This is a genomic window from Streptomyces sp. NPDC005181, assembly GCF_040608395.1.
In the GTDB taxonomy this organism is placed as follows: domain Bacteria; phylum Actinomycetota; class Actinomycetes; order Streptomycetales; family Streptomycetaceae; genus Streptomyces.
This window is the reverse complement of record NZ_JBEXID010000030.1, coordinates 62,712-87,360: the sequence shown is the minus strand read 5'-3', so window position 1 is coordinate 87,360 and position 24,649 is coordinate 62,712. Positions and strand designations below refer to the sequence as shown.

The following is a 24,649-nucleotide window of genomic DNA, read 5'->3' as shown; positions in this document are numbered from 1 at the left end:
GATCACGGTGGCCGTACTCATGCCCGCAGGCGCCCCATCACCCAGCTGGCCAGCACCGACGCGTCACACGACCGCATCTACAGCTGCCGTGTCAGAGAGCCTGTTGGCCCCCGCACTGCGGTGCCCCCGGCAGGAGACGCTGGTGGGGCCTGTTCCGGCCGAAATCGGAGCCTTGGCGGGGGCGGCTACGTTCCACCGCCCCCGTCATAGGTGTCACGGGATCGGGGCTCGCTACGCCCTCAGCGGTTGCCTCCGCGACGTTCCCCCTGGCCCCGGCGCTGATTTGGATTCTGGACGTTGGGCTGGTTGGGCTGGTTGGGCTGGTTGGCCTGGTTGGGCTGGTTGGGCGGGGTCGCGGGCTTGTTGACGCAGGCACTGAGGCTTTGGGCGTCCAGTTGGCCTGCCCGGTAACCAGCGAAGTACTCCTCTGTCTTGGGGCCTTGCTGGAGCTCAAGCGCCGTGGTCACGGCACGACCCGACTGACACGTGTTCAGGGCGTCAGACTTTCCGTCGCTGTAGCCCGCTGCCCTCACAGCAGCAGCGGTGCCCGTGGTCCCTGTCGGGTTCTGCTCGGTTCCAGTCGGGGTAGGCGTGGTGCCAGTCGCGGCCATACCAGCGCAGCTGGCAGTCTTTCCCGAGGTCAGGCCCTGGAGAGAGTAGCTCTGGGCCGACAGATTCACGGAGCTGAGCGTGGCTATCGTGGCAGCGTTCGCCGGAGCGGTGCCGATCACTTGACCGCCCGCCGAGACTCGAACCGATTCGCCTGCGTTGAATCCCTCGCCCACGACGTTGCCAAAGGGGTTGGGTGGCGCAAAGGCGATCGTCGAGCAGGAAGCGCTGGGCGCAGCCGCGACCGAGGTCTCGGCGGCCTGCGCGGAGCCTCCCGAGAGCAGCATGGACGAGAGGCCCAGCGGCAAGCCGAGCAGTGCGAGGTATCCCTTGTGTCGCATGATCTCTCCCTTTCCTTGGGGCGATCACAGTCTCGCTTTTCGGGCGTGACGCAGACGTGATGGCTGCGTGTCTCGCTCCTTGACGGCCTTGCCCCTGGGGGCTGTCAGGGGGCCGACGACTCGATGTGGTCGTTGCGGTACCGCCCTCCCACCGCCGCCTGCCGAGCCGACGAGAAACCGCAGGTCGAAGGCCTATGGGGGTCTCGGGAGCGCACAGCGCAAAGGCCGTCGTCCGGCAGGATCCAACGGCATGAGATAGACCCTCTGCTCAGCGTTTCCGCTGGGCAGAGGGTCTATCCGGAAGTGCCCCGGCAGGGTTCGAACCTGCGCACCCGGCTCCGAAGGGCATGCACCTGTGTGCCCCGACTGGCCGTCCGAGCCGGGAGAACGCTCATCCGAGGTCAGACCGGACGTGAACTCACTCGCCACTCATTCGGGGGCGCGCAGGGGAACCTGTACTTGTTCGTTTCGCAAGGACTCCGAAAGCGACATGTCCCAGGGGCAGTACGCCTCCGCGCTGGCCGGCCCTGCGGCAGATCGCGACTGTCCGCGGCCGCCGGCTACTTGCTGGCACGCCCCGGAGGTGGCGCCTACCAGTCGCGCCACTTGTCCGTGATCTCATACCGCCCCAGTCCGTACCTCGCGGTGAGTGCGGGGACGTCGATGCCGCGATCGGTGAGCGCCTGATCGATGTACTGGCAGAGCTCTTCGCGTTCGCCGGTCTCGTAACCGGAACCGTCATGCTGATCATTAATGGCGTTCAGGTCGAGTACGACCTGCTGCACTGCTGCGAATACCTCATCGTCGGAGGGACTGCGGAGAGTCCCCAGTGCACTTTCGAACGCGCCCAAGGCTTCGTCGGTCGCGTCCAGGAGTGACACAGGGTAGAGGTCCGCCGTGAATGCGCCCTCCACGGTGATGGTGCCGGCCCCCGGCTTGCGCGCTCCCTCAGCCACTCCGTCACGCCAGTGCTTTCGAGGGTCTCTCAGTCATGAGCGGGACGGTACAGACGGACACTGACAGACGGCTCGGGAGGCAGTGAGGCCTCCCGTCCGCTCGGGCAAGCGCTTAGAAGTCGTTTCCTTTGGTGCCTGCTCAATTGCTGGCGCCGAGCTGTCGGGGCGGATAAGAAACGACATATAAGTGGTTAGGTGAATACTACGTAGCCCACAAACCGCGCCGACTGAAGGTGTCCCGAGAATTCAGTAAGAATAGCAAGCGGGGTTAGCATCAGCGTTCTTAACGCCTATGCTTACGAGATTTGCCAGGCACGATGCCCGCTGGACTTCGGCCCAGGCTGACGACCTACTGGTAGCCGCCTTCGAACAAGTCGCCTTCACTTTCGGCCCCACAACATATCCATCATTTTGCAATGATATTTCACACCGGCTCGGGCTCGCATTCGCTACCCCCGCTGTCACCACGGGAATAGTGACCGCTGTCACAGTAATACCGACTGCTGCAACCACTCGCCGGACACTGAGCGATATCACGCGAACACCTCAAATCTTCCAGACGGTTATTCTGTCTGGTAGAGGGAAACACGCAGGAACACTCGAGACCAGCAACTACTAACGAATTGAGGTCTTCTCAATGAAGATCACTTCCACTGGTGGTTGAGGGTGAGGGCGGCTCGGGTTATGTCGCCGATTCGGCAGGGACTCAGGGTGACGCGCTTCAGCGTGCGCCAGCGTTCCTTGAGCTCGGCGGCTGTGCGCTCGCCGAGGGCTCGGAGGTCTCTGATCAGGGTGTTCGTGGTGCGGGTGTCGGCGTCGAGAGCGTATTCCGATTTCCCTTTCAGGCGACGGACCGGGACGTGGATGCCGATACCGGCGCCGATGTAGCCCTTGTCGGCCAAGGTCGGCAGTCCGTCGGCGGCCGCCTTGTACAGCGCGGGTAGGACGTGCATCCGGGCTGCGGTGATGTCCGGGGTGGATCCCGGTTCGGCGTCGGAGACCCACAATGGGGTGCCGTCGGGAGCGGACAGGAACTGGACGTTGCCGCCGAAACTCTTGTGTTTCTGGCTGAACCACAAGTCGTTGCCGTTGTCCCGGGTGCCGGCGAGGCGGTCGCTCTCGATGAGCATGCCGTCGGGGATCACGTGACTCGTCTCCTGTTCACGGCAGCGGTCCAGCACCTCGTGCAGATCCGGTGCTTGAGCCGCGAGGACATCGATGCCCTCGTGCAGGTAGCGGTAACCGGTGGCCTGCGAGACGCCGGCGTCCGAGGCCAGGCAGTGCACGCAGCCGCGCTCACGGAACCAGCGCAGCACCAGGACCGCCTGCCGGAACGTGCCCAGGGCTCGCGACCCACGCGGGGTGTTGAGACCGCGGCGATGCGCGGCGAGCAGCCTGGACAGGTACACCACGATGTGGCGGGGGACGTCGAGCGTGGCAGCATAGGTGACCAACGTGAAGCCTCTGGTTCTGCGGACGATCTTGTGGTGAGAACCGTCCTACCAGGGGCTTCACGTCTGTCCGCCACCGGCCCCCGAGGCGCATTTCGCTGAGAGAACCTCACTGACACGCGCGTACGACCCGCTGCGCTTGCTCACCTGAGAAGTGCTTCTTTTCACGGCACGATCTGGACCCTCGACAAGTCCTATCGTTGCAGGTCAGGAGCACTTCTCGCGTTTCTGATCAAGCCTCGGACAGCCCGCTTCACGAAAGCGCGAGGTTAATGGAAGCGCAAGGCTGGTTTCGGCGGATTTCTGGGGACGGTTCGGCATGATTGGCTTAAAGTCGACTACCCAGCGGGGCCATACACCTTCTTGACTCTGTGCACCGCTTCACCGGTGCCTACGAGAGAGGGAAAGCATGCGTATCCATTCACGTGCCGTGAGGGTTCTGGCTGTTGCCGTGCTGGCGGCTGGTTTCATGACCGCTGGTGGTTCGGCCACCGCGGCCACGTCCGGGGTCACGTCCTGTTATGGCAGCGCCAAGAGCATCAATGGCACGGACGACAATGGGCGGTGGCCCATCACCGGCTACCGTTTCACCACGTCCAACTGCGGCGACATCAACGTCAAGGTGACTGGTCAGAACACGGTAGAAACCTGCTTTTTGCCATCGAGTGGCCCGGAGTACTGCAACGGGGGTCACGAAGTTCGGGCCAACACGTGGACGTTGGCGGCCACCGACGTCAAGGACGGCACCAAGTTCTATCTTAAATTCTACAGCGGTAGCGCTTATGGGGTCGCTGCATACTGACCCAACGCGCCCCCTCCCCGAACAACTCGGGAAGGGGGCGCGTTTCGTGTGACCGCGAGCAAGACGTCAACCACAGCGACATCTACAGGGGAGGCTTGCGGGTCCTAAGCAAGAACCCTTTCTCGAGAGGCCCGGGGCAGGTAAAGAGCCCCGGGCCTTTTCCATGTACTCTCACGGAAGGGAAGATGTGAACACTCGTGATGTTCGAGAAACATGCCTGAGGATCAAGGGTGTGGAGATGACCGTTCGAACCGAGCGGGCGGGCCGCATTCGGATGGACCCTCAGCTGGAAGCCGCGCATATGAGGCGTGTGAAGGATGCGATAGCGACCGGGCATCTCTCCGAGTACGCGGAAGACGTGTGGCCCCGGGACAGCCCGCAGTGGCGGGACCTGGTCAAGAAGAACCGACCCGAGTCGGTCAGTGAGGTTTTCTCAATGAAGATCACTTTTACTGGTGGTTGAGGGTGAGGGCGGCTCGGGTTGTGTGCCGGATGCGGCAGGGGCTTCACGTCTGTCCACCACCGGCCCCCGAGGCGCATTTCGCTGAGAAAACCTCATTGACTCGATCTCGACTTCTCCACTTGGAGTTTGCGCAAACCTAACCGGTTCGATCATGCGGGTGTTCCGCGGAGCCGCTGCTCTCGATCCACCCAGGCCTGTTGTGGTTGGGCAGGATGGCCCGGCGAAGGACCACGCATCTCAACAGGTTCGCGCTTCTGCGGCGATCTCACTCGCCACTCACTCGCGTCAGTGCTGGAGAACGACAAAGAGCCGGACCCAGTGAGACTGGATCCGGCTCTTGAAGTCTGGCACTTTGCCTGGTCAGCAACGTGATCGTGCTGGTCTGGCGCAAGTGCCCCCGGCAGGATTCGAACCTGCGCACCCGGCTCCGGAGGCCGATGCTCTATCCCCTGAGCTACGGGGGCGTGTCGCTGCACTGCTCTGCGACGGGTGAAACACTACCAGCTTCCGTGGGGTGTCCGTGAACAGGTATTTCCATGCGGTCACCGTCCGCGTCACGTCGGCCGCCATGCCCTCCGCCGTGCCGTCCATGTGCCACCCGCACGCCACCCGTCCGGGGCCGGAAATGGGCAAAACCCGGACGCGGCCCCTACGCCCCACCTACTCTCGGAGTGTGTCAGGGGCGTGTGGCCGCGTGCTTGTTGTCGACGACAACAAGGTCATCCGGCAGTTGATCAGGGTCAATCTCGAGCTTGAGGGCTTCGAGGTCGTGACCGCGGCCGATGGTGTCGAGTGTCTGGATCTGGTGCATCGGGTCTGTCCCGATGTGATCACCCTGGATGTCGTCATGCCCCGGCTCGACGGTCTGCAGACCGCCACCCGCCTGCGCTCCGATCCGCGGACCAGACATCTGCCCGTCGCGATCGTCAGTGCCTGTACGCAGTACGAGGTTGACAACGCTGTCGCAGCGGGGGTCGACGCGTTCCTGGCGAAGCCCTTCGAGCCGAGCGAGCTGGTACGGCTCGTACGGCAGTTGGCGAACAGGGAGGACCCGGCGTCGCTCGACGGCAGACAAGGTGCCGGGAGAGCCGAGAGCGCCGCGGGCTGACCGCATGGTGAAACCGGGTCGCGGAACGCCCCCCTCCCTCCCCTACGCTTGTCCCGTGACCCCCGCCGATCTCTCCAGGACCGTGCTGCGCGCTGTGCGTCGCGCGGTCGACGAGGACGCCTTGCGTGCGCCCGTGCCCGCGCGCGTGCGGGTGGAGCGGACACGGCCCGGCGGAAGCGGGGACTACGCCTGTGCCGTTGCGCTCCAGCTGGCCGGGGCCGCCGCGCGGCCGGCCCGGGAGGTCGCCGAGATCCTGCGGGACCGGGTCGCCGGTGCACCAGGCATCGGGCGGGTCGAGGTCACCGGGCCCGGGTTCCTGAACTTCACGCTCGACGCGTCGGCGGATGCCCGGGCGCGCGATGCCCTCGTACGCGATGTGCTGGCGCGAGGGGCCCGGTACGGGCACGGGGACGCACTCGCCGCGGACGTCCTTCAGTTGGGTCATGCCCGCGAGGTCCGGGCCGCTGTCACCGCCCACGCGCTGCGTACCATCGCGCGCACCCAGGGCGCGTTGGTGCGTACCAGCTGCGACGGGACGCCCGACCCCGACTGGACGCGGCTGGGGGTCGACATCGACGCCCCCGGGGAGCCGGCTGCGTCGCCTGCCGTCGTCCGGCCCGTTCCCGCCGGTGCCGCCGCGGGCGAGCTGCTGGCGCGGCTCGGGCCCGATGCCGCCCGGTGGGGGCTGCTGCGGCCGGCCGGGCACGACCGGGCCCCGCTCGGCGACGAGCTGCTCGTGCAGAGCGCCGGCAATCCGCTGTTCCTCGTCCGCTACGCCCACTCCCGGGCCCGCGCGCTCACCCGTGGCGCCGCGCTCCTCGGATTCGACAGCTCGTACGACGAGGATGTCGATGCACCCGCACTGCTGCGCGCGCTGGCCGACTACCCCGATGCCCTCGCCGCCGCTGCCCGCCACCGCGCGCCCGACCGGCTCGCCCGGCATCTCGAAGACGTCGCGCACGCCTTCTTCGCCTTCCAGGACTCCGCGTCGCCGCTGCCCATCGGCGACGAGAAACCCTCGGCCGCCCACCGCTCCCGGCTGGCCGTTGCCGAAGCCGCCGGGACGGTGCTCGCAGGCGGCCTGTCCCTGCTCGGTATCAGCGCACCCGAACACCTCTGAGAGATCTGAGAGCAGAGCAACACCATGAGCCGATCCGCGCACCCCGCCGGTCCCCGTCACGCCGACGTCCTGACCGAGGGGCACTACACAGCCCCGCCCGCCGACCTCAACGCCCTCGACGAGAAGGTCTGGGCCCGCACCGTCTCCCGCAACGACGACGGCGCCGTCACCGTCGGCGGGATCGAAGTGACCCGGCTGGCCGAGGAATTCGGCACCCCCGCCTACTTCCTCGACGAGAGCGACTTCCGCGCCCGCTGCCGCGCCTGGGTCGACGCGTTCGGACCGGGCGCCGATGTCTTCTACGCCGGCAAGGCGTTCCTGTCGCGGGCCGTCGTGCGCTGGCTCAAGGAGGAGGGGCTCAACCTCGACGTCTGCTCCGGCGGCGAGCTGACCACCGCGCTCGACGCCGGAATGCCCGCCGAGCGCATCGCCTTCCACGGCAACAACAAGACCGTCGCCGAGATCGAGCGGGCCGCCCAGGTCGGCGTCGGGCGGATCGTGCTCGACTCGTTCCAGGAGATCGTCCGCGTCTCGCACATCGCGCAGCGGCTCGGCAAGCGGCAGCGCGTCCAGATCCGGGTGACGGTCGGCGTCGAGGCGCACACCCACGAGTTCATCGCCACCGCACACGAGGACCAGAAGTTCGGCATCGCGCTGGCCGGGGGACAGGCCGCCGAGGCGGTGCGCCGGACGCTCACGCTCGACGGGCTGGAACTCATCGGAATCCACTCGCACATCGGCTCGCAGATCTTCGACATGGCCGGCTTCGAGGTCTCCGCCCGCCGCGTGGTCCAGCTCCTCGCCGAGGTGCGCGACGAGCACGGTGTCGAGCTGCCGGAGATCGACCTCGGCGGCGGTCTGGGCATCGCGTACACCTCCGACGACGACCCGCGCGAGCCGCACGAGATCGCCAAGGCGCTCGGCGACATCGTGACCCGCGAGTGCGAGGCGGCCGGTCTCGTGACCCCGCGGATCTCGGTCGAGCCGGGGCGCGCCATCGTCGGACCCACCGCGTTCACGCTGTACGAGGTCGGCACCATCAAGCACCTCGAAGGGCTGCGCACGTACGTCAGCGTCGACGGCGGCATGTCGGACAACATCCGCACCGCGCTGTACGACGCCGAGTACTCCGTCGCGCTCGTCTCCCGACGCTCCGACGCCGAACCGATGCTCGTACGCGTCGTCGGCAAGCACTGCGAGAGCGGTGACATCGTGGTCAAGGACGCGTTCCTGCCGTCCGACCTCGCGCCCGGCGATCTGATCGCCGTGCCCGCCACCGGCGCCTACTGCCGCTCGATGGCGAGCAATTACAACCACGCACTGCGCCCGCCTGTCGTCGCCGTGCGCGACGGAGCGGCGCGGGTGATCGTCCGGCGCGAGACGGAGGAAGATCTCCTGCGTCTTGATGTCGGCTGATGAAATAGATGTCTCAGGATCCGGACGGGTAGCAGAAACTCCCGTCCAGTGAGTGAGACTGGTCCACACGTGAGCATGTATGAGAAACGAGGTCGGATGATGCGTACGCGTCCGCTGAAGGTGGCGCTGCTGGGCTGTGGAGTGGTCGGCTCAGAGGTGGCGCGCATCATGACGACGCACGCCGACGACCTCGCCGCGCGTATCGGCGCGCCCATCGAGCTCGCCGGTGTCGCCGTCCGCCGGCCGTCCAAGGTGCGGGAGGGGATCGACCCCGCGCTGATCACCACCGATGCGACCGCCCTGGTCAAACGCGGCGACATCGACGTCGTCATCGAGGTCATCGGCGGCATCGAGCCGGCCCGCGCGCTCATCACCACCGCCTTCGAGCACGGCGCGAGCGTCGTCTCCGCCAACAAGGCGTTGCTCGCCGAGGACGGTGCCGCTCTGCACGCCGCCGCCGAGCAGTACGGCCGGGACCTCTATTACGAGGCGGCCGTGGCCGGTGCCATCCCGCTCGTGCGGCCGCTGCGCGAGTCCCTCGCCGGTGACAAGGTCAACCGGGTGCTGGGTATCGTCAACGGCACGACCAACTTCATCCTCGACAAGATGGACACCAGCGGCGCGGGCTACTCCGAGGCACTCGACGAGGCCACCGCCCTCGGGTACGCCGAGGCCGACCCGACCGCCGACGTCGAGGGCTTCGACGCCGCCGCCAAGGCCGCGATCCTCGCCGGAATCGCCTTCCACACCCGGGTGAGGATCGGCGAGGTGCACCGCGAGGGCATCACCGAGGTCACCGCGGCCGATATCGCCTCGGCCCGCCGCATGGGCTGCACCGTCAAACTCCTCGCCATCTGCGAGCGCGCCACCGACGGCCGGTCCGTCACCGCGCGTGTGCACCCGGCGATGATCCCGCTCAGCCATCCGCTGGCCTCCGTCCGCGAGGCGTACAATGCGGTCTTCGTCGAGGCGGAGGCCGCCGGGCAGCTGATGTTCTACGGCCCCGGCGCGGGCGGTTCGCCGACCGCCTCCGCGGTCCTCGGCGACCTGGTCGCGGTCTGCCGCAACAAGCTCAACGAGGCCACCGGCCCGGGTGAGTCCGCGTACACGCGTCTGCCGGTCAGCCCCATGGGCGAGGTCGTCACGCGGTACCACATCAGTCTCGACGTGGCCGACAAGCCTGGCGTACTCGCCCAGGTTGCGACGGTCTTCGCCGAACAGGGCGTATCCATCGATACGGTCCGCCAGCAAAGCCGCCAGGACGGAGGCGGCGAGGCATCTCTCGTCGTCGTCACCCACCGCGCGCCCGACGCCGCCCTCTCGGCGACCGTCGAGGCGCTGCGCAAGCTCGACACCGTGCGCGGTGTCGCCAGCATCATGCGTGTTGAAGGGGAGTAAGGACCCATGACCAGCAAGGGCACCCACCAGTGGCGCGGCATCATCGAGGAGTACCGGGACCGTCTTCCGGTCACGAGCACGACGCCGGTCGTCACGCTTCGTGAGGGCGGTACGCCGCTCGTCCCCGCTCAGGTCCTCTCCGAGCGCACGGGCTGCGAGGTGCACCTCAAGGTGGAGGGCGCCAACCCCACCGGGTCCTTCAAGGACCGCGGTATGACGATGGCGATCAGCCGGGCCAAGGAGGAGGGCGCCAAGGCCGTCATCTGCGCCTCCACCGGCAATACCTCCGCCTCCGCCGCCGCATACGCGGTGCGGGCCGGCATGGTCTGCGCCGTCCTCGTGCCGCAGGGCAAGATCGCGCTCGGCAAGATGGGCCAGGCGCTCGTCCACGGCGCCAAGATCCTCCAGGTCGACGGCAACTTCGACGACTGCCTGACGCTGGCCCGCTCGCTCTCGGACAACTACCCGGTGGTGCTGGTCAATTCGGTCAATCCGGTCCGTATCGAGGGTCAGAAGACCGCGGCGTTCGAGATCGTCGACGCGCTCGGCGACGCCCCTGACGTCCATGTCCTCCCGGTCGGCAACGCGGGCAACATCACCGCGTACTGGAAGGGTTACACGGAGTACGCCGCGGATGCCATGTCCACGCACAAGCCGCGTATGTGGGGTTTCCAGGCCTCGGGTTCCGCGCCCATCGTCCGCGGCGAGATCGTCAAGGACCCGTCGACCATCGCCACCGCCATTCGGATCGGCAACCCGGCCTCCTGGCAGTACGCGCTGGACGCGCGCGACGAGTCGGGCGGCTTCATTGACGAGGTGACAGACCGTCAAATTCTCGCTGCCTACCGCCTGTTGGCCTCGCAGGAGGGTGTTTTCGTCGAGCCCGCCTCGGCCGCATCGGTCGCCGGTCTGCTCAAGGCCGCCGAAGAGGGCAAGGTCGACCCCGGCCAGAAGATCGTCTGCACGGTCACCGGCAACGGTCTGAAGGATCCCGACTGGGCCGTCGCGGGCGCCCCGCAGCCCGTCACCGTACCGGTCGACGCGGCCACGGCCGCGGAGAAGCTCGGCCTCGTGCAGTAAAAGACATCGGCAGCTCAACCGTCCCTATTCGGAGTGGAGAGCGCATAGGAGGCGTGCGACACGCATCGTGCGCCTCCTGTGCGCCCTATGTCGCGACGGAACCTTCCTTCGATAAGCTGTAGTCAACCCGTCCCGCCGCAATTGCCGCGGTGTTGCCCTCGTGGCCGTCGGATTCTCCACAGGCTTACGACATATCCGCCGCCACAATCCCCGCCGCCACAATCCCCACTGCCTCACAAGGAGAGTCGTCGAAGCGATGGCCGGTCCCGCCTTCCGAGCCGCCGCCGTCCGGGTGCGCGTCCCCGCTACCAGCGCCAACCTGGGCCCGGGTTTTGACGCCCTCGGCCTGTCGCTGGGGCTGTACGACGACGTCGTCGTCCGCGTCGCCGACTCCGGTCTGCACATCGACATCGCCGGCGAGGGTGCCGACACCCTGCCCCGCGACGAGAGCCACCTTCTCGTGCGTTCCCTGCGCACGGCCTTCGACCTGCTCGGCGGACAGCCCCGCGGCCTGGAGATCGTCTGCGCCAACCGCATCCCGCACGGGCGTGGGCTCGGCTCCTCCTCCGCGGCCATCTGCGCCGGTATTGTCGCGGCCCGCGCCGTGACGACCGGCGGCGACGCCCGGCTCGACGACGCGGCACTGCTGGAGCTCGCCACCGAGATCGAGGGCCATCCCGACAATGTCGCGGCGTGCCTGCTCGGCGGCTTCACGCTGGCCTGGATGGACGGCGGGGCCGCCCGTGCGATCAGGATGGATCCCTCGGATTCCATCGTTCCGGTGGTTTTCGTCCCCGGCAAGCCGGTACTCACCGAGACCGCCCGCGGACTGCTGCCGCGCACCGTCCCGCACGTCGACGCCGCGTTCAACGCCGGCCGTGCGGCCCTCCTGGTCGAGGCCATGACCCGGCGCCCCGAGCTGCTGCTCGCCGCGTCCGAGGACCGGCTGCACCAGGAATACCGCGCCCCCGCAATGCCCGAGAGCGTGGAACTTGTGAACCGACTGCGCGCCGACGGCGTCCCTGCAGTCATCTCCGGTGCCGGGCCGACCGTGCTCGCGCTGGCCGAGGACGGTGCGGCCGACAAGGTCGCACGGCTGGCGGGCGAGGGATGGGCGGCCAACCGGCTCACTCTCGACGCCTCGGGTGCGAGCGTGCTGCCGCTCGCCCCGTAGCGAGAAGTGATTGCCGGTGAGTGAGAGGGGGAATGTTTGTTGGAGCCGGTAGTGTTAACCTCAAGTCTGCAACCGACGTCTATGTGGCGCGTTGCTTCGTGTCCCTTTCCGGGGCCACCATTTCTTCCGAGAGCCTCCCTAACTGCCTGAGCAGCCTGCCTGAGCAGTTTCGAGCACGCTCCGGAACCGGCACGACACCCCTCGCTTGTCCAGGAGTGGGCCGAGCAGGGGGATGCTCGCGCCGGACCCTTGCACATTCATCTCTCCGCCGTACCCGGCGGACCACCGCCCCGGCACGGTCCGCAAGATCCAAAGACCGCAGTCGGACAGCACAACCGGTCGCCGAGCCAGAAGGCCGACGTCCGCTCCAGGGAAGGACCCTTCGTGAGCGACACCACCGATCTGATGGGCGTGACTGCCGACAAGACCGTCGACAGCACCGCGCCCGCCGAAGGTGCTGCCACTGGCACCACCGCACGGCGCCGCCGCTCCGGCACCGGCCTCGATGGCATGGTCCTGGCCGAGCTGCAGCAGGTCGCGTCCGGCCTCGGCATCAAGGGCACTGCGCGGATGCGCAAGAGCCAGCTGATCGAGGTCATCAAGGAGGCGCAGGGCGGCAGCGCTGCGCCCAAGGCTGCCGCAGCGCCCGCCGCCGCGGACGCCGAGACCAAGCCGAAGCGCCGCGCCACCTCCAAGACGCGCACCGGGGACGAGTCCGCCGCCGCGCCCGCCGAGAAGGCCACGGCCCAGCAGCAGATCGACATCCCCGGCCAGCCGGCCAGCGACGACCAGCCCACGGGTGAGCGTCGTCGGCGCCGTGCGACCGCGCAGGCGGGCAGCCCGGACGTCAAGGCGGAGCCCAAGGCCGAGGCCAAGGTGGAGACGCAGGCCGAGCCGAAGGGCGAGGACCGCGCCGAGGCGAAGGCCGAAACCGCCGTGGACACCGCCGAAGGCCGCCGCGGTCAGCGTGGCGACCGCGGTGAGCGTGGCGACCGCGGTGAGCGTGGCGACCGCCGTGACCGTCAGCGCGACCGCCGTGGCAAGGGCGACGAGCAGGGCGGTGGCCAGGGCCAGCAGGGCGGCCAGCGCCAGCAGCGCCAGGGCCAGGGACAGAGCCAGGGTCAGGGTCAGGGTCAGGGTCAGGGCCAGCAGGGTGGCGGCGGACCGCAGGACGACGGTTACGACGACGAGGCAGGCGGCCGTCGCGGCCGTCGCGGCCGCTACCGTGACCGCCGTGGCCGCCGTGGCCGCGACGACTTCGCGAGCGACGCGCCGCCGGTCTCCGACGACGACGTCCTGATCCCCGTCGCGGGCATCCTGGACATCCTCGACAACTACGCGTTCATCCGGACCTCCGGCTACCTGCCGGGCCCGAACGACGTGTACGTCTCGCTCGCCCAGGTCCGCAAGAACGGCCTGCGCAAGGGTGACCACGTCACCGGTGCGGTGCGCCAGCCCAAGGACGGCGAGCGCCGCGAGAAGTTCAACGCGCTGGTCCGCCTCGACTCGGTCAACGGCATGGCGCCCGAATCCGGTCGCGGCCGTCCGGAGTTCCAGAAGCTGACCCCGCTCTACCCCCAGGACCGGCTCCGTCTGGAGACCGACTCCAACATCCTGACGACGCGGATCATCGACCTGGTGGCACCGATCGGCAAGGGCCAGCGTGGTCTGATCGTGGCCCCGCCGAAGACCGGCAAGACCATGATCCTGCAGGCGATCGCCAACGCGATCACCGTCAACAGCCCCGAGTGCCACCTGATGGTCGTCCTGGTCGACGAGCGTCCGGAAGAGGTCACCGACATGCAGCGGTCGGTGAAGGGCGAGGTCATCTCCTCAACCTTCGACCGTCCCGCCGAGGACCACACCACCGTCGCCGAGCTGGCCATCGAGCGCGCCAAGCGTCTCGTCGAGCTGGGTCACGACGTGGTCGTCCTGCTGGACTCGATCACCCGCCTCGGCCGCGCGTACAACCTCGCGGCCCCGGCATCCGGTCGCATCCTGTCCGGTGGTGTCGACTCGACCGCGCTGTACCCGCCGAAGCGCTTCTTCGGTGCTGCACGCAACATCGAGGACGGCGGTTCGCTGACCATCCTGGCCACCGCGCTCGTCGAGACCGGCTCGCGCATGGACGAGGTGATCTTCGAGGAGTTCAAGGGCACCGGCAACATGGAGCTCAAGCTCGACCGGAAGCTCTCGGACAAGCGCATCTTCCCGGCGGTGGACGTCGACGCGTCCAGCACCCGTAAGGAAGAAATCCTGCTCGGCAGCGACGAGTTGGCCATTGTCTGGAAGCTGCGCCGGGTGCTGCACGCACTCGACCAGCAGCAGGCGATCGAGCTGCTCCTGGACAGGATGAAGAAGACCCAGTCCAACGCGGAGTTCCTGCTCCAGATCCAGAAGACGACGCCCTCCCCGGGCAACAACGACTGACGTCGTACCGCTCAGACAGTCGTCACAGGGCCGCCCCCGTCACCTCGGTGACGGGGGCGGCCCTGTTCCGGTTCATTGATTTCCGGCCTTTCGGCGGATCCGCCCGATCCGAGACCTTGGCCACACGGCGACCGTTGCGTTCCACGCCCCGGCGATGTCTGTAACGGGCAAGAAACCGCAGGTGAGCGCAGGATCACCGACCGTTCCCCGCTGCCGCGCGCGGGCTCCGTCCTCACCCGGTCCCGACAGGGCGCTGTGCAACCCTTTTTTGAGCCACCACGTCGTACTGCATAGCGACAAAGCGACAGAGCCAGTGCCCGGACACCACTGCAGGGGTAGCCGGGGGCAGGTGAGGATCGAGGAGACGGATGACCGGGCAGAGCGGGAGCAACGGCCGAATACGCGGCACCGGCAAGCGCCGGAAGCAGCCTTCCGGCCGCCGCAGGGCGACGGTCATAGCCGCCTGGACGGTGGCCGGTGTGGTCGTCCTGGGCGGTACGGGCCTGGGATACGCGTACCTCAAGCTCAACGGAAATCTCAAGGCTGTCGACATCAACGCCGCGCTGGGCAAGAACCGCCCCGCCGATGTCGACAACGGCTCGCAGGACATCCTCGTTCTCGGCTCCGACTCCCGCTCCGGCGCGAACTCCGAGTACGGCGCGGACGAAGGCACCGCCCGCTCGGACACCGCGATGGTCGTGCACCTCAACGAGGGCCACAAGACCGCGAGCATCGTCTCCGTCCCGCGCGACACCCTCGTCACCCGCCCCGACTGCACGAGCGACACCACCGGCGAGACCGTACCGGGTGAGCAGCGGGCTATGTTCAACACGGCGTACGAGGTCGGCGGACCGGCCTGCGCGGTCAAGACCGTCGAGTCGATGTCCGGCATCCGTATGGACCACTACCTCGAGGTCGACTTCACCGGCTTCAAGAAGGTCATCGACGAGCTGGGCGGCGTCGAGATCACCACCACTCAGGCGATCAACGACGCCAAGAGCCATCTGAATCTGCTGCCCGGCACCCACACCCTCGACGGCGAGGAGTCGCTCGGCCTGGTCCGCACCCGCAAGAGCGTCGGCGACGGCAGCGACCTCGGCCGCATCCAGCTCCAGCAGGCCTTCATCAAGGCGCTGATGGAGCAGGCGAGGAGTGTCGGGGTGTTCTCGGACCCGAAGACACTGTTCGGCCTCGCCGACACGGCGACCAAGGCCATCACCACCGACTCCGACCTGGGTTCGGTCAAGGAGCTCACGGGCTTCGCCAACGGTCTCAAGGGTCTCGGCTCGAGGAACGTCCACATGGTCACGCTGCCCGTGCAGTACGACCCGGCCGACCCGAACCGCGTCGTACCGCTGGAGGAGTCCGCACAGCAGGTGTGGACCGCCCTCGAGCAGGACAAGCCGATCCCCGCCTCCGCCACCGAGAAGTCGGCCGGCGACAAGGGGGATGCCGGCAAAGTCGTCCAGTAGGACCACGGCGGTCCGGTGACCCGGCATGCGCGGAACGTTCCCGAACGCCCGGGAATAGTTGCGGCCCGACCCCGGTTTTGGGAGATACGGCCGGTCCTGGCAGACTGGTACGTCGGCCCCGGTTCACGGATGCGCAAATCCGCGCGTACGACCCGGCGCCCTCCCGAACCTAGGAGACACCCTTGAAGCGCGACATCCACCCCCAGTACGTCGAGACGCAGGTCAGCTGCACCTGTGGCGCGTCGTTCACCACACGGTCCACCATCGACGGCGGTGCCATCCGTGCCGACGTCTGCTCCGAGTGCCACCCGTTCTACACGGGCAAGCAGAAGATCCTCGACACCGGTGGCCGTGTGGCCCGCTTCGAGGCCCGCTTCGGCAAGGCTGCAGGCTCCGCCAGCAAGTAGCGAGCCCTTGCGCCGGTTCTCGGCGCCCTCTTCTTGGGGGCGCCGAGACCGGCGTTTTTTTCCGGCCGGGGTACGGGGTCGTCCCCGCACCCCCGCCCGGACAGCACCACGCCGTCCAGCAGGCACGTCGAATCACTTCCCCGAGCTCTTGATGAGCAGGGGACACCCCACCCCCAGGAGCCCCCGATGTTCGAGGCGGTCGAGGAACTGATCGGTGAACAGGCCGATCTTGAGAAGAAGCTCGCGGATCCCGCGGTCCACGCCGACCAGGCCAACGCGCGCAAGCTCAACAAGCGCTACGCCGAGCTGACCCCGATCGTCGGTACGTACCGCTCCTGGAAGCAGACCGGGGACGACATCGAGACCGCCCGCGAGCTGGCGGCGGACGACCCCGACTTCGCCGCCGAGGTGAAGGACCTGGAGAAGCAGCGCGAGGAGCTCACCGAGAAGCTCCGCCTCCTCCTGGTCCCGCGCGACCCCAGCGACGACAAGGACGTGCTCCTGGAGATCAAGGCGGGTGCGGGCGGTGACGAGTCCGCCCTGTTCGCCGGCGATCTGCTGCGCATGTATCTGCGGTACGCCGAGCGCGTCGGCTGGAAGACCGAGATCATCGACTCCACCGAGTCCGAGCTCGGCGGGTACAAGGATGTCCAGGTCGCCGTGAAGACCAAGGGCGGCAACGGCGCCACCGAGCCCGGTCAGGGCGTGTGGGCCCGGATGAAGTACGAGGGCGGCGTGCACCGCGTGCAGCGGGTGCCGTCCACCGAGTCCCAGGGCCGTATCCACACCTCCGCAGCCGGTGTGCTCGTCACGCCCGAGGCGGAGGAGGTCGAAGTCGAGATCCATGCCAATGATCTCCGTATCGACGTGTACCGCTCCTCGGGCCCCGGCGGCCAGTCCGTCAACACGACGGACTCCGCCGTCCGTATCACGCACCTGCCGACCGGTGTCGTCGCCTCCTGCCAGAACGAGAAGAGCCAGCTCCAGAACAAGGAGCAGGCGATGCGTATCCTGCGGTCGCGACTGCTGGCCGCGGCCCAGGAGGCGGCCGAGCAGGAAGCCTCGGACGTCCGGCGCAGCCAGGTGCGTACCGTCGACCGTTCCGAGAAGATCCGTACCTACAACTTCCCGGAAAACCGGATCTCGGACCACCGCGTCGGATTCAAGGCGTACAACTTGGACCAGGTGCTCGACGGTGAGCTGGACGCAGTCATCCAGGCCTGTGTCGACGCCGACTCCGCCGCCAAGCTCGCCTCCGCATAAGCAACGCCCCGCCCCGCCCCGCCCGTGAACCCGTACGGAGAACCGCGATGAACCTGCTGCTCGCCGAGGTGGCCCAGGCCACCCAGCGGCTGGCCGACGCCGGTGTACCCTCACCGCGATTCGACGCGGAGGAACTCGCCGCGTTCGTGCACGGCGTCAAGCGGGGCGAGCTGCACCATGTGCCCGACGCGGACTTCGACGCCCGGTACTGGGAGACAATCGCCCGCCGCGAGGCCCGCGAACCGCTCCAGCACATCACCGGCCGTGCCTTCTTCCGCTACCTGGAGCTCCAGGTCGGCCCCGGCGTCTTCGTCCCCCGCCCGGAGACCGAATCGGTCGTCGGCTGGGCGATAGACGCCGTCCGTGCGATGGACGTCGTCGAGCCGATGATCGTCGACCTCTGTACGGGATCGGGCGCCATCGCCCTCGCCATGGCCCAGGAGGTGCCGCGCTCGCGCGTGCACGCCGTGGAGCTGTCCGAGGAGGCCCTCACCTGGACGCGGAAGAACGCCGAGGGGTCCCGGGTCACCGTGCACCGCGGAGACGCTCTGACAGCCCTTCCCGAGCTCGACGGCCAGGTCGACCTGGTCATCTCCAACCCGCCGTACATCCCGCTCACCGAGTGGGAGTACGTGGCACCCGAGGCCCGTGACCACGACCCGGAGATGGCGCTCTTCTCCGGCGAGGACGGCCTCGACACCATCCGCGGCATCGAACGCACCGCACACCGTCTGCTGCGCCCCGGCGGTCTCGTCGTCATCGAGCACGCCGACACGCAGGGCGGTCAGGTGCCCTGGATCTTCACCGAGGAGCGGGGCTGGGCCGACGCGGCCGACCACCCCGACCTGAACGGACGCCCCCGGTTCGCCACGGCCCGCAAGGCCATGCCGTGACCGGCACCGTGCACATGCACCCGCACGACCCGTACCCGTACACGCTTGAGGAGGCCGGCTGATGGCACGGCGATACGACTGCAACGACGCGACCGACCGTACGACGGGTCTGCGCGAAGCCGCGTCCGCCGTGCGCCGCGGCGAACTGGTCGTGCTGCCCACCGACACCGTGTACGGGATCGGTGCGGACGCCTTCAGCTCCGAGGGCGTCGCCGACCTGCTCGACGCCAAGGGCCGCGGCCGCAATATGCCGACCCCTGTCCTGATCGGCTCCCCGAACACCCTGCACGGCCTCGTCACCGACTTCTCCGAGCAGGCCTGGGAGCTCGTCGACGCCTTCTGGCCCGGCGCCCTCACGCTCGTCGCGAAGCACCAGCCGTCGCTGCAGTGGGACCTCGGCGACACCCGCGGCACCGTCGCCGTACGGATGCCGCTGCACCCGGTCGCCATCGAGCTTCTCACCGAGGTCGGCCCGATGGCCGTCTCCAGCGCCAACCTCACCGGACACCCGTCTCCCGAGGACTGCGACGCCGCCCAGGAGATGCTCGGCGACTCCGTCTCCGTCTACCTCGACGGCGGCCCGACCCCCGGCATCGTGCCGTCCTCCATCGTCGACGTCACGGGCAAGGTGCCGGTACTGCTGCGCGCCGGTGCGCTCTCCGTCGAGGAACTCCGCAAGGTGGTACCCGACCTTGAGGTGGCCAATTGACCGCCCCTGAGGGGCGTGGCATAGCGGGGCAGACCGACACTTTCCGCATCCTCCACGTCAGCACCGGCAACGTCTGCCGCTCGCCTATCACCGAGCGGCTGACCCGCCATGCCCTGGTGGACCGCCTCGGCGATCGGCTCAGCGGCGGCCTGATCGTGGAGAGCGCCGGCACCTGGGGGCACGAAGGCGCTCCCATGGAGGCCAACGCCGAGATCGTCCTCGCCGACTTCGGCGCCGACGCCACCGGCTTCGTCGGCCGCGAACTGCTCGACGAGCACGTGATCCGCGCCGACCTCGTCCTCACCGCCACCCGCGACCACCGCGCCCAGGTGATCTCGATGGGTCACTCGGCCGGCCTCAGGACCTTCACGCTCAAGGAATTCACCCGGCTGGTCCGGGCCATAGACCCCGCGACGCTGCCCGATGCGCGCGACGAGGGCGTGGTCGAACGCGCCCGCGCGCTGGTCCGCGCGGCGGCCGCGCTGCGCGGCTGGCTGCTCGCCCCCACCGCCGAGGCCGACGAGGTGTACGACCCGTACGGCGCCCCGATCACGTTCTTCCGCTCCATCGGCGACGAGATCAACCAGGCCCTCGACCCGGTGGTCACCGCACTGACGGGCGTACCGGCCCCGCACTGACGCGTCCGGGGGCAGCGCGCAGCAGGCAGGGAGCCGGGTACTGGCCTACCTTGGATCTGACGCCAGCGCACCCCACCCCAGGCCCGGAGCCGTCAGATGTCGGTCACCACCCCCGCCGCACCCTCCTCCGCCCACGCCACCGCCCTGCCGCAGGACTTCGCAGCCCTGATCCGGGAGGACCCGGAGATCGCCGACGTGCTGCTGGGGGAGCTGTACCGGCAGTCGAGCACGCTGCAGCTGATCGCCGCCGAGAACTTCACCTCGCCCGCGGTCCTCGCCGCCCTCGGCTCGCCGCTCGCCAACAAGTACGCCGAGGGATACCCCGGCGTCCGCCACCACGGCGGCTGCGAAATGGCCGACGCCGCCGAATACATCGCTGTCCAGCGGGCCACCGCACTCTTCGGTGCCGAGCACGCCAACGTCCAGTCGCACTCCGGCTCCTCGGCCGTCCTCGCGGCGTACGCGGCGCTGCTGCGGCCCGGCGACACGGTGCTCGCGATGGGACTCCCGTACGGCGGACACCTCACCCATGGCTCGCCAGCCAACTTCTCCGGCCGCTGGTTCGAGTTCATCGGCTACGGGGTCGACTCCGACAGCGGTCTGATCGACTACCAGCAGGTGCGCACTCTGGCCCGCACCCACCGGCCCAAGGCGATCGTCAGCGGGTCGATCTCGTACCCCCGCCACCCCGACTACGAGGTGTTCCGCGAGATCGCCGACGAGGTCGGCGCGTATCTGATCGCCGACGCCGCGCATCCGATGGGGCTGATCGCCGGGGGAGCGGCGCCCAGTCCCGTCCCGTACGCCGATGTGGTGTGTGCCACCACGCACAAGGTGCTGCGCGGCCCGCGCGGCGGCATGATCCTGTGCGGTGCGGAGCTGGCCGAGCGGATCGACCGGGCGGTCTTCCCCTTCACCCAGGGCGGCGCGCAGATGCACACGGTCGCGGCCAAGGCGGTGGCGTTCGGCGAGGCGGCGACACCGGCGTTCGCGGGGTACGCACACCGGGTGGTGGAGCATGCGCGAGTGCTGGCGGCCGGTCTGGAGGCCGAGGGCTTCGAGGTGACCACCGGCGGCACGGACACCCATCTGATCGTCGCGGACCCGGCACCGCTCGGCGTCGACGGCCGTACCGCCCGCGAGCGGCTCGCGGGTGCCGGCATGGTGCTGGACACCTGCGCGCTGCCGTACGGGGACGCCCGGGGCATCAGGCTCGGCACCGCCGCGGTCACCACCCAGGGCATGGGCGACGCCGACATGGCGCGGATCGCGGTGCTCTTCGGAGCGGCGGTACGTGAGGAAGGCGACGTCCGTGCGGAGGTGCGGGAACTGGCAGGGAAATATCCCCCCTATCCGGGGTAGACACGGCTCGTGCAACCATCACGCGTACCTCCGTGTCCTCAACCATGAGGCCGACGTAGTTAAGGTGTGGGCTGAGATGGCCGGCGATATCTGTGGGGCAGCCCGTGCGTGATTACTTGTTGACACTGTGTGTCACGGCCGCGGTGACCTATCTGCTGACCGGTCCGGTGCGGAAGTTCGCGATCGCGGTCGGGGCGATGCCCGCGATCCGTGCGCGTGACGTGCACCGAGAACCGACACCGCGGCTCGGTGGCATCGCCATGTTCGGCGGGCTGTGCGCCGGACTGATCGTCGCGGACCATCTCTACAACCTCGACGGTGTCTTCCAGCTCTCCAACGAGCCGCGGGCGCTGCTCTCCGGCGCCGCCCTGATCTGGCTGATCGGCGTGCTCGACGACAAGTTCGAGATCGACGCACTGATCAAGCTCGGCGGGCAGATGATCGCCGCCGCGGTCATGGTCATCCAGGGTCTGACGATCCTCTGGCTGCCGATCCCCGGCATCGGCACGGTCGCCCTCACCCAGTGGCAGGGCACGCTGCTCACCGTCGCTCTGGTCGTCATCACGATCAACGCGGTCAACTTCGTCGACGGCCTGGACGGCCTGGCGGCCGGCATGGTGTGCATCGCCTCCGCCGCGTCCTTCCTCTACACGTACCGGCTCTGGTACGGGCACATGATCGAGGCGGCCGCCCCCGCGACGCTGTTCACCGCGATCCTGATGGGCATGTGCCTCGGCTTCCTGCCGCACAACATGCATCCCGCCCGGATCTTCATGGGTGACTCCGGATCGATGCTGATCGGCCTCGTGCTGGCGGCCGGCGCGATCTCCGTCACGGGCCAGGTCGACCCGGACGCGATGAAGCTCTTCGCGGGCAGTGAGCGCGAGGCCACCCACGCGATGCTGCCGGTCTTCATCCCGCTGCTGCTGCCGCTGACCATCATCGCGATCCCGGCCGCCGACCTGGTGCTGGCGATCGTGCGGCGTACCTGGAACGGCCAGTCGCCGTTCGCGGCGGACCGCGGCCATCTGCACCACCGGCTGCTGGAGATCGGCCATTCGCACAGCAGGGCCGTGCTGATCATGTATTTCTGGTCGGCTCTGATCGCCTTCGGGACGGTCGGCTACTCCGTGCACTCGGCATCGCTGTGGATCGTGCTGGTGATCGTGGGGCTCAGCGCGGTGGGGCTGGTCCTGCTGCTGATGCCCCGTTTCACCCCGCGCGTACCGCGCTGGGCGGAGCGCTTCGTGCCGCCCCGTTACCGCCGCCGGGACCGCCGGGGCGACGCGTCGGGAGCGGCGCCCTCATCCGCGTACGGGGCCCAACAGGAGTCCCAGGAGGCGCAGATGGGGCAGGACGCGGATGAGCTCCAGGGGCGACGCGCCGTTGTCGTGGGGGTCTCCGGCGTCAACGGAGCGACCGCGATCGGTCCCCGTTCGCGTCTCCCGGAGAGGCACAAGGCTGATACGGCCCGCTAACGATTCGGGGCACTGAGGGCATTACCAGACAAAGCGTTGAGTTGTCTTGCTCACACGCGCGGGCTAGCTCTCACGTGTGACAGCGACCACACTTTCTTGGTAAAGACCTCATCAAATAGTTTGTGATACCGTTCACTAAGCCCGGTGACGGAGCCGAAGGACCCTTGTGAGACGGTCCATCGGCGCGAGGCATCGACTCGGACCGGGCCTACGCTCGTCCATGACGACACACTGCCCACCCCCTGCAAGCGGAGCTGCCGCCATGCCGTCCAACGACGTCCGGACTCTCCTTCACGCCGCCGTACCCACCGCTGTCGCCGGCGCTGTTGCCGCCGCCATCAGCGGTGGCGTCGCCGGCGGCAAGGGAGCCCTGGGCGCGGTCGTTGCGACGATCGTGGTGATCCTTTTCATGGGGATCGGTCTCATGGTCCTGCAGCGGACCGCGAGGTCCCTGCCTCACTTGTTCCAGGCGATGGGGCTGATGCTGTATACAGCTCAGCTTCTCCTGCTGTTCATCTTTGTCGCCGCATTCAAGAACACGACGCTGTTCAACCCGAAGGCCTTTGCGCTCACGCTGGTTGCGACGACACTCGTGTGGATCGGCGCACAGGCGCGTGCGCACATGAAGGCCAAGATCCTTTACGTCGAGCCCGAGTCCGACCAGGGCGACAAGCCCAAAAACACGGGCGCGCAGACGTGAAAGGTAGGGGCGGAATAAGTGCACGTTCTGGACCCTGCTATCGTCCGGTTCCAACTGCGGCACTGCGGGCGCGGGCATGTGAGCTGACGCCTGCTCGATCGCGAGGCTCAATGCCTGACTGCCGCTCACACATCCGTAACACCAGTCCAGTGCCGAACCGCGGCTGCGCGCCGCGCCGACACAACGAGGTTGCCGTACCTATGCGCCACGCTGAAGGAGCCCGCGGTGAGTGCTGACCCGACACAGGTGCTCGCCTTCGAGACCGATTGCCACATCTTCGACGGTTGTGGTTTCCCGGCACCCGGCTTGCACTCGTTCCTGTTCGAGCCCCTGTGGGGTGAAGCGGGCAGCAACTTGTACTTCAACAAGCCGATGCTGCTGGCGCTGCTCGGCTCGATCATCATCGTCGGTTTCTTCTGGGCCGCCTTCCGTAAGCCGAAGGTCGTCCCGGGCAAGCTGCAGATGGTTGCCGAGAGCGGCTACGACTTCATCCGCCGGGGCATCGTCTACGAGACCATCGGTAAGCGTGAGGGCGAGAAGTACGTCCCGCTTGTTGTCTCGCTGTTCTTCTTCGTCTGGATGATGAACCTCTGGTCGATCATCCCGGTGGCGCAGTTCCCGGTGACGTCGATCATCGCGTACCCGATCGTGCTGGCCCTGATCGTGTACGTCCTGTGGGTCAGCCTGACCTTCAAGCGGCACGGATTCGTCGGCGGCTGGAAGAACATCACCGGCTACGACAAGTCGCTCGGCCCGGTGCTCCCGCTGGCCATGCTCATCGAGTTCTTCTCGAACCTGCTGGTCCGCCCCTTCACCCACGCGGTCCGACTCTTCGCGAACATGTTTGCAGGGCACACGCTGCTGTTGCTGTTCACGATTGCCAGCTGGTACCTGCTGAACGGCATCGGCATTGCCTACGCAGGCGTCTCGTTCGTGATGGTCATCGTGATGACCGCGTTCGAGCTCTTCATCCAGGCGCTGCAGGCGTACGTCTTCGTACTCCTGACCTGCACCTTCATCCAGGGCGCGCTCGCCAAGCACCACTGAGCATCTCGCGCTCCGACCCTTATTCGTCCGGTGGCCAACCCCCATCGGTCCGTGAAAGAGAAGGAAGAACTGGCATGTCCCAGACCCTTGCTGCCGTCAGCGGCTCCCTCGGCTCCATCGGTTACGGCCTCGCCGCGATCGGCCCCGGCGTCGGCGTCGGCATCATCTTCGGTAACGGCACCCAGGCTCTCGCCCGTCAGCCCGAGGCTGCCGGTCTCATCCGCGCCAACCAGATTCTCGGCTTCGCCTTCTGTGAGGCGCTCGCCCTCATCGGTCTGGTCATGCCGTTCGTCTACGGCACGTGATCTTCGGATCCACGACCAGCCACCTAG

23 protein-coding genes and 1 tRNA gene are annotated in these 24,649 nt (G+C 67.9%); 20 read left to right on the top strand and 4 right to left on the bottom strand.

The features are described from left to right. Window positions 1–239: 239 nt before the first annotated feature. The 3 genes from ABZV38_RS20620 to ABZV38_RS20610 form a co-directional block, all read right to left on the bottom strand. On the bottom strand, window positions 240–950 hold the full coding sequence (locus ABZV38_RS20620) for a hypothetical protein (RefSeq protein WP_356328926.1): 711 nt from the start codon (window positions 948–950) through the stop codon (window positions 240–242). Between the two features lie 590 nt (window positions 951–1,540). Beyond that, entirely contained in the window at window positions 1,541–1,906 is a 366-nt protein-coding gene (locus ABZV38_RS20615; protein ID WP_356328924.1) for a hypothetical protein, read from the bottom strand. A gap of 644 nt (window positions 1,907–2,550) precedes the next feature. Then, complete coding sequence (locus tag ABZV38_RS20610) at window positions 2,551–3,360, bottom strand: transposase family protein (RefSeq protein ID WP_356328923.1); 810 nt, start codon at window positions 3,358–3,360, stop codon at window positions 2,551–2,553. A 406-nt stretch (window positions 3,361–3,766) separates the two neighbouring features. Between ABZV38_RS20610 and ABZV38_RS20605 the strand changes: the two genes are divergently transcribed. Together ABZV38_RS20605 and ABZV38_RS20600 are read left to right on the top strand one after the other, a co-directional pair. Beyond that, window positions 3,767–4,159, top strand: a complete 393-nt coding sequence (locus ABZV38_RS20605; protein ID WP_356328921.1) for a hypothetical protein — start codon at window positions 3,767–3,769, stop codon at window positions 4,157–4,159. A gap of 232 nt (window positions 4,160–4,391) precedes the next feature. After that, window positions 4,392–4,622: a hypothetical protein gene (locus tag ABZV38_RS20600; protein ID WP_356328920.1), complete on the top strand. Its 231-nt coding sequence runs from the start codon at window positions 4,392–4,394 to the stop codon at window positions 4,620–4,622. Between the two features lie 392 nt (window positions 4,623–5,014). Here ABZV38_RS20600 and ABZV38_RS20595 read toward each other — a convergent pair. Then, window positions 5,015–5,086: transfer RNA gene (locus ABZV38_RS20595), tRNA-Arg, on the bottom strand. A gap of 161 nt (window positions 5,087–5,247) precedes the next feature. Between ABZV38_RS20595 and ABZV38_RS20590 the strand changes: the two genes are divergently transcribed. From ABZV38_RS20590 to atpE, 18 genes are all read left to right on the top strand, one after another. After that, the gene (locus ABZV38_RS20590; protein WP_356328933.1) at window positions 5,248–5,730 is read left to right on the top strand and encodes a response regulator; all 483 of its coding nucleotides are present in this window, start codon (window positions 5,248–5,250) and stop codon (window positions 5,728–5,730) included. 55 nt (window positions 5,731–5,785) lie between these two features. After that, window positions 5,786–6,850, top strand: a complete 1,065-nt coding sequence (gene nrtL / locus ABZV38_RS20585) for an ArgS-related anticodon-binding protein NrtL (RefSeq protein ID WP_356328918.1) — start codon at window positions 5,786–5,788, stop codon at window positions 6,848–6,850. Window positions 6,851–6,874: 24 nt separating this feature from the next. Beyond that, the gene (gene lysA, locus ABZV38_RS20580) at window positions 6,875–8,266 is read left to right on the top strand and encodes a diaminopimelate decarboxylase (RefSeq protein ID WP_356328916.1); all 1,392 of its coding nucleotides are present in this window, start codon (window positions 6,875–6,877) and stop codon (window positions 8,264–8,266) included. 99 nt (window positions 8,267–8,365) lie between these two features. Continuing rightward, entirely contained in the window at window positions 8,366–9,664 is a 1,299-nt protein-coding gene (locus ABZV38_RS20575) for a homoserine dehydrogenase (protein ID WP_356328931.1), read from the top strand. A 6-nt stretch (window positions 9,665–9,670) separates the two neighbouring features. Continuing rightward, on the top strand, window positions 9,671–10,744 hold the full coding sequence (thrC, locus tag ABZV38_RS20570) for a threonine synthase (protein WP_356328914.1): 1,074 nt from the start codon (window positions 9,671–9,673) through the stop codon (window positions 10,742–10,744). A gap of 256 nt (window positions 10,745–11,000) precedes the next feature. Continuing rightward, window positions 11,001–11,918, top strand: a complete 918-nt coding sequence (thrB, locus tag ABZV38_RS20565) for a homoserine kinase (RefSeq protein ID WP_356328912.1) — start codon at window positions 11,001–11,003, stop codon at window positions 11,916–11,918. 384 nt (window positions 11,919–12,302) lie between these two features. Then, window positions 12,303–14,348, top strand: a complete 2,046-nt coding sequence (gene rho, locus ABZV38_RS20560) for a transcription termination factor Rho (RefSeq protein ID WP_356328910.1) — start codon at window positions 12,303–12,305, stop codon at window positions 14,346–14,348. 368 nt (window positions 14,349–14,716) lie between these two features. Continuing rightward, window positions 14,717–15,820, top strand: a complete 1,104-nt coding sequence (locus ABZV38_RS20555) for an LCP family protein (protein ID WP_356328908.1) — start codon at window positions 14,717–14,719, stop codon at window positions 15,818–15,820. Between the two features lie 182 nt (window positions 15,821–16,002). Further along, window positions 16,003–16,227, top strand: coding sequence for a 50S ribosomal protein L31 (rpmE, locus tag ABZV38_RS20550; RefSeq protein ID WP_356328905.1), 225 nt, complete (start codon window positions 16,003–16,005; stop codon window positions 16,225–16,227). 186 nt (window positions 16,228–16,413) lie between these two features. Next, complete coding sequence (prfA, locus tag ABZV38_RS20545; RefSeq protein WP_356328903.1) at window positions 16,414–17,490, top strand: peptide chain release factor 1; 1,077 nt, start codon at window positions 16,414–16,416, stop codon at window positions 17,488–17,490. 47 nt (window positions 17,491–17,537) lie between these two features. Beyond that, window positions 17,538–18,383, top strand: coding sequence for a peptide chain release factor N(5)-glutamine methyltransferase (gene prmC / locus ABZV38_RS20540; RefSeq protein ID WP_356328902.1), 846 nt, complete (start codon window positions 17,538–17,540; stop codon window positions 18,381–18,383). 61 nt (window positions 18,384–18,444) lie between these two features. After that, window positions 18,445–19,092, top strand: a complete 648-nt coding sequence (locus tag ABZV38_RS20535; RefSeq protein ID WP_030915951.1) for an L-threonylcarbamoyladenylate synthase — start codon at window positions 18,445–18,447, stop codon at window positions 19,090–19,092. Beyond that, a complete protein-coding gene (locus tag ABZV38_RS20530; protein WP_356328900.1) occupies window positions 19,089–19,730 on the top strand; it encodes a protein-tyrosine-phosphatase in 642 nt (213 codons plus the stop codon). The genes ABZV38_RS20535 and ABZV38_RS20530 overlap by 4 nt, the downstream gene beginning before the upstream one ends. Window positions 19,731–19,826: 96 nt before the next feature. After that, window positions 19,827–21,092 (top strand): serine hydroxymethyltransferase, encoded by a 1,266-nt coding sequence (gene glyA, locus ABZV38_RS20525; RefSeq protein ID WP_356328899.1) that lies wholly within the window; start codon window positions 19,827–19,829, stop codon window positions 21,090–21,092. Window positions 21,093–21,184: 92 nt separating this feature from the next. Beyond that, window positions 21,185–22,570 carry an MraY family glycosyltransferase gene (locus ABZV38_RS20520; RefSeq protein WP_356328897.1) on the top strand — a complete coding sequence of 462 codons (1,386 nt, stop codon included), beginning with the start codon at window positions 21,185–21,187 and terminating at the stop codon, window positions 22,568–22,570. Window positions 22,571–22,832: 262 nt separating this feature from the next. Next, complete coding sequence (locus ABZV38_RS20515) at window positions 22,833–23,270, top strand: hypothetical protein (RefSeq protein WP_356328895.1); 438 nt, start codon at window positions 22,833–22,835, stop codon at window positions 23,268–23,270. Between the two features lie 225 nt (window positions 23,271–23,495). Beyond that, the gene (atpB, locus tag ABZV38_RS20510; RefSeq protein ID WP_356328893.1) at window positions 23,496–24,317 is read left to right on the top strand and encodes a F0F1 ATP synthase subunit A; all 822 of its coding nucleotides are present in this window, start codon (window positions 23,496–23,498) and stop codon (window positions 24,315–24,317) included. A 74-nt stretch (window positions 24,318–24,391) separates the two neighbouring features. Next, the gene (gene atpE, locus ABZV38_RS20505) at window positions 24,392–24,622 is read left to right on the top strand and encodes an ATP synthase F0 subunit C (protein ID WP_028804225.1); all 231 of its coding nucleotides are present in this window, start codon (window positions 24,392–24,394) and stop codon (window positions 24,620–24,622) included. The last annotated feature ends 27 nt before the right edge of the window (window positions 24,623–24,649 follow it).

Coding starts and splice junctions, on each gene's coding strand:
- ABZV38_RS20620 (WP_356328926.1), bottom strand. CDS start 950: ATGCGACACAAGGGATACCTCGCACTGCTCGGCTTGCCGCTGGGCCTC.
- atpE (WP_028804225.1), top strand. CDS start 24,392: ATGTCCCAGACCCTTGCTGCCGTCAGCGGCTCCCTCGGCTCCATCGGT.
- prfA (WP_356328903.1), top strand. CDS start 16,414: ATGTTCGAGGCGGTCGAGGAACTGATCGGTGAACAGGCCGATCTTGAG.
- ABZV38_RS20605 (WP_356328921.1), top strand. CDS start 3,767: ATGCGTATCCATTCACGTGCCGTGAGGGTTCTGGCTGTTGCCGTGCTG.
- ABZV38_RS20590 (WP_356328933.1), top strand. CDS start 5,248: ATGGGCAAAACCCGGACGCGGCCCCTACGCCCCACCTACTCTCGGAGT.
- glyA (WP_356328899.1), top strand. CDS start 19,827: ATGTCGGTCACCACCCCCGCCGCACCCTCCTCCGCCCACGCCACCGCC.
- lysA (WP_356328916.1), top strand. CDS start 6,875: ATGAGCCGATCCGCGCACCCCGCCGGTCCCCGTCACGCCGACGTCCTG.
- thrB (WP_356328912.1), top strand. CDS start 11,001: ATGGCCGGTCCCGCCTTCCGAGCCGCCGCCGTCCGGGTGCGCGTCCCC.
- ABZV38_RS20535 (WP_030915951.1), top strand. CDS start 18,445: ATGGCACGGCGATACGACTGCAACGACGCGACCGACCGTACGACGGGT.
- prmC (WP_356328902.1), top strand. CDS start 17,538: ATGAACCTGCTGCTCGCCGAGGTGGCCCAGGCCACCCAGCGGCTGGCC.
- thrC (WP_356328914.1), top strand. CDS start 9,671: ATGACCAGCAAGGGCACCCACCAGTGGCGCGGCATCATCGAGGAGTAC.
- ABZV38_RS20575 (WP_356328931.1), top strand. CDS start 8,366: ATGCGTACGCGTCCGCTGAAGGTGGCGCTGCTGGGCTGTGGAGTGGTC.
- ABZV38_RS20555 (WP_356328908.1), top strand. CDS start 14,717: ATGACCGGGCAGAGCGGGAGCAACGGCCGAATACGCGGCACCGGCAAG.
- ABZV38_RS20515 (WP_356328895.1), top strand. CDS start 22,833: ATGCCGTCCAACGACGTCCGGACTCTCCTTCACGCCGCCGTACCCACC.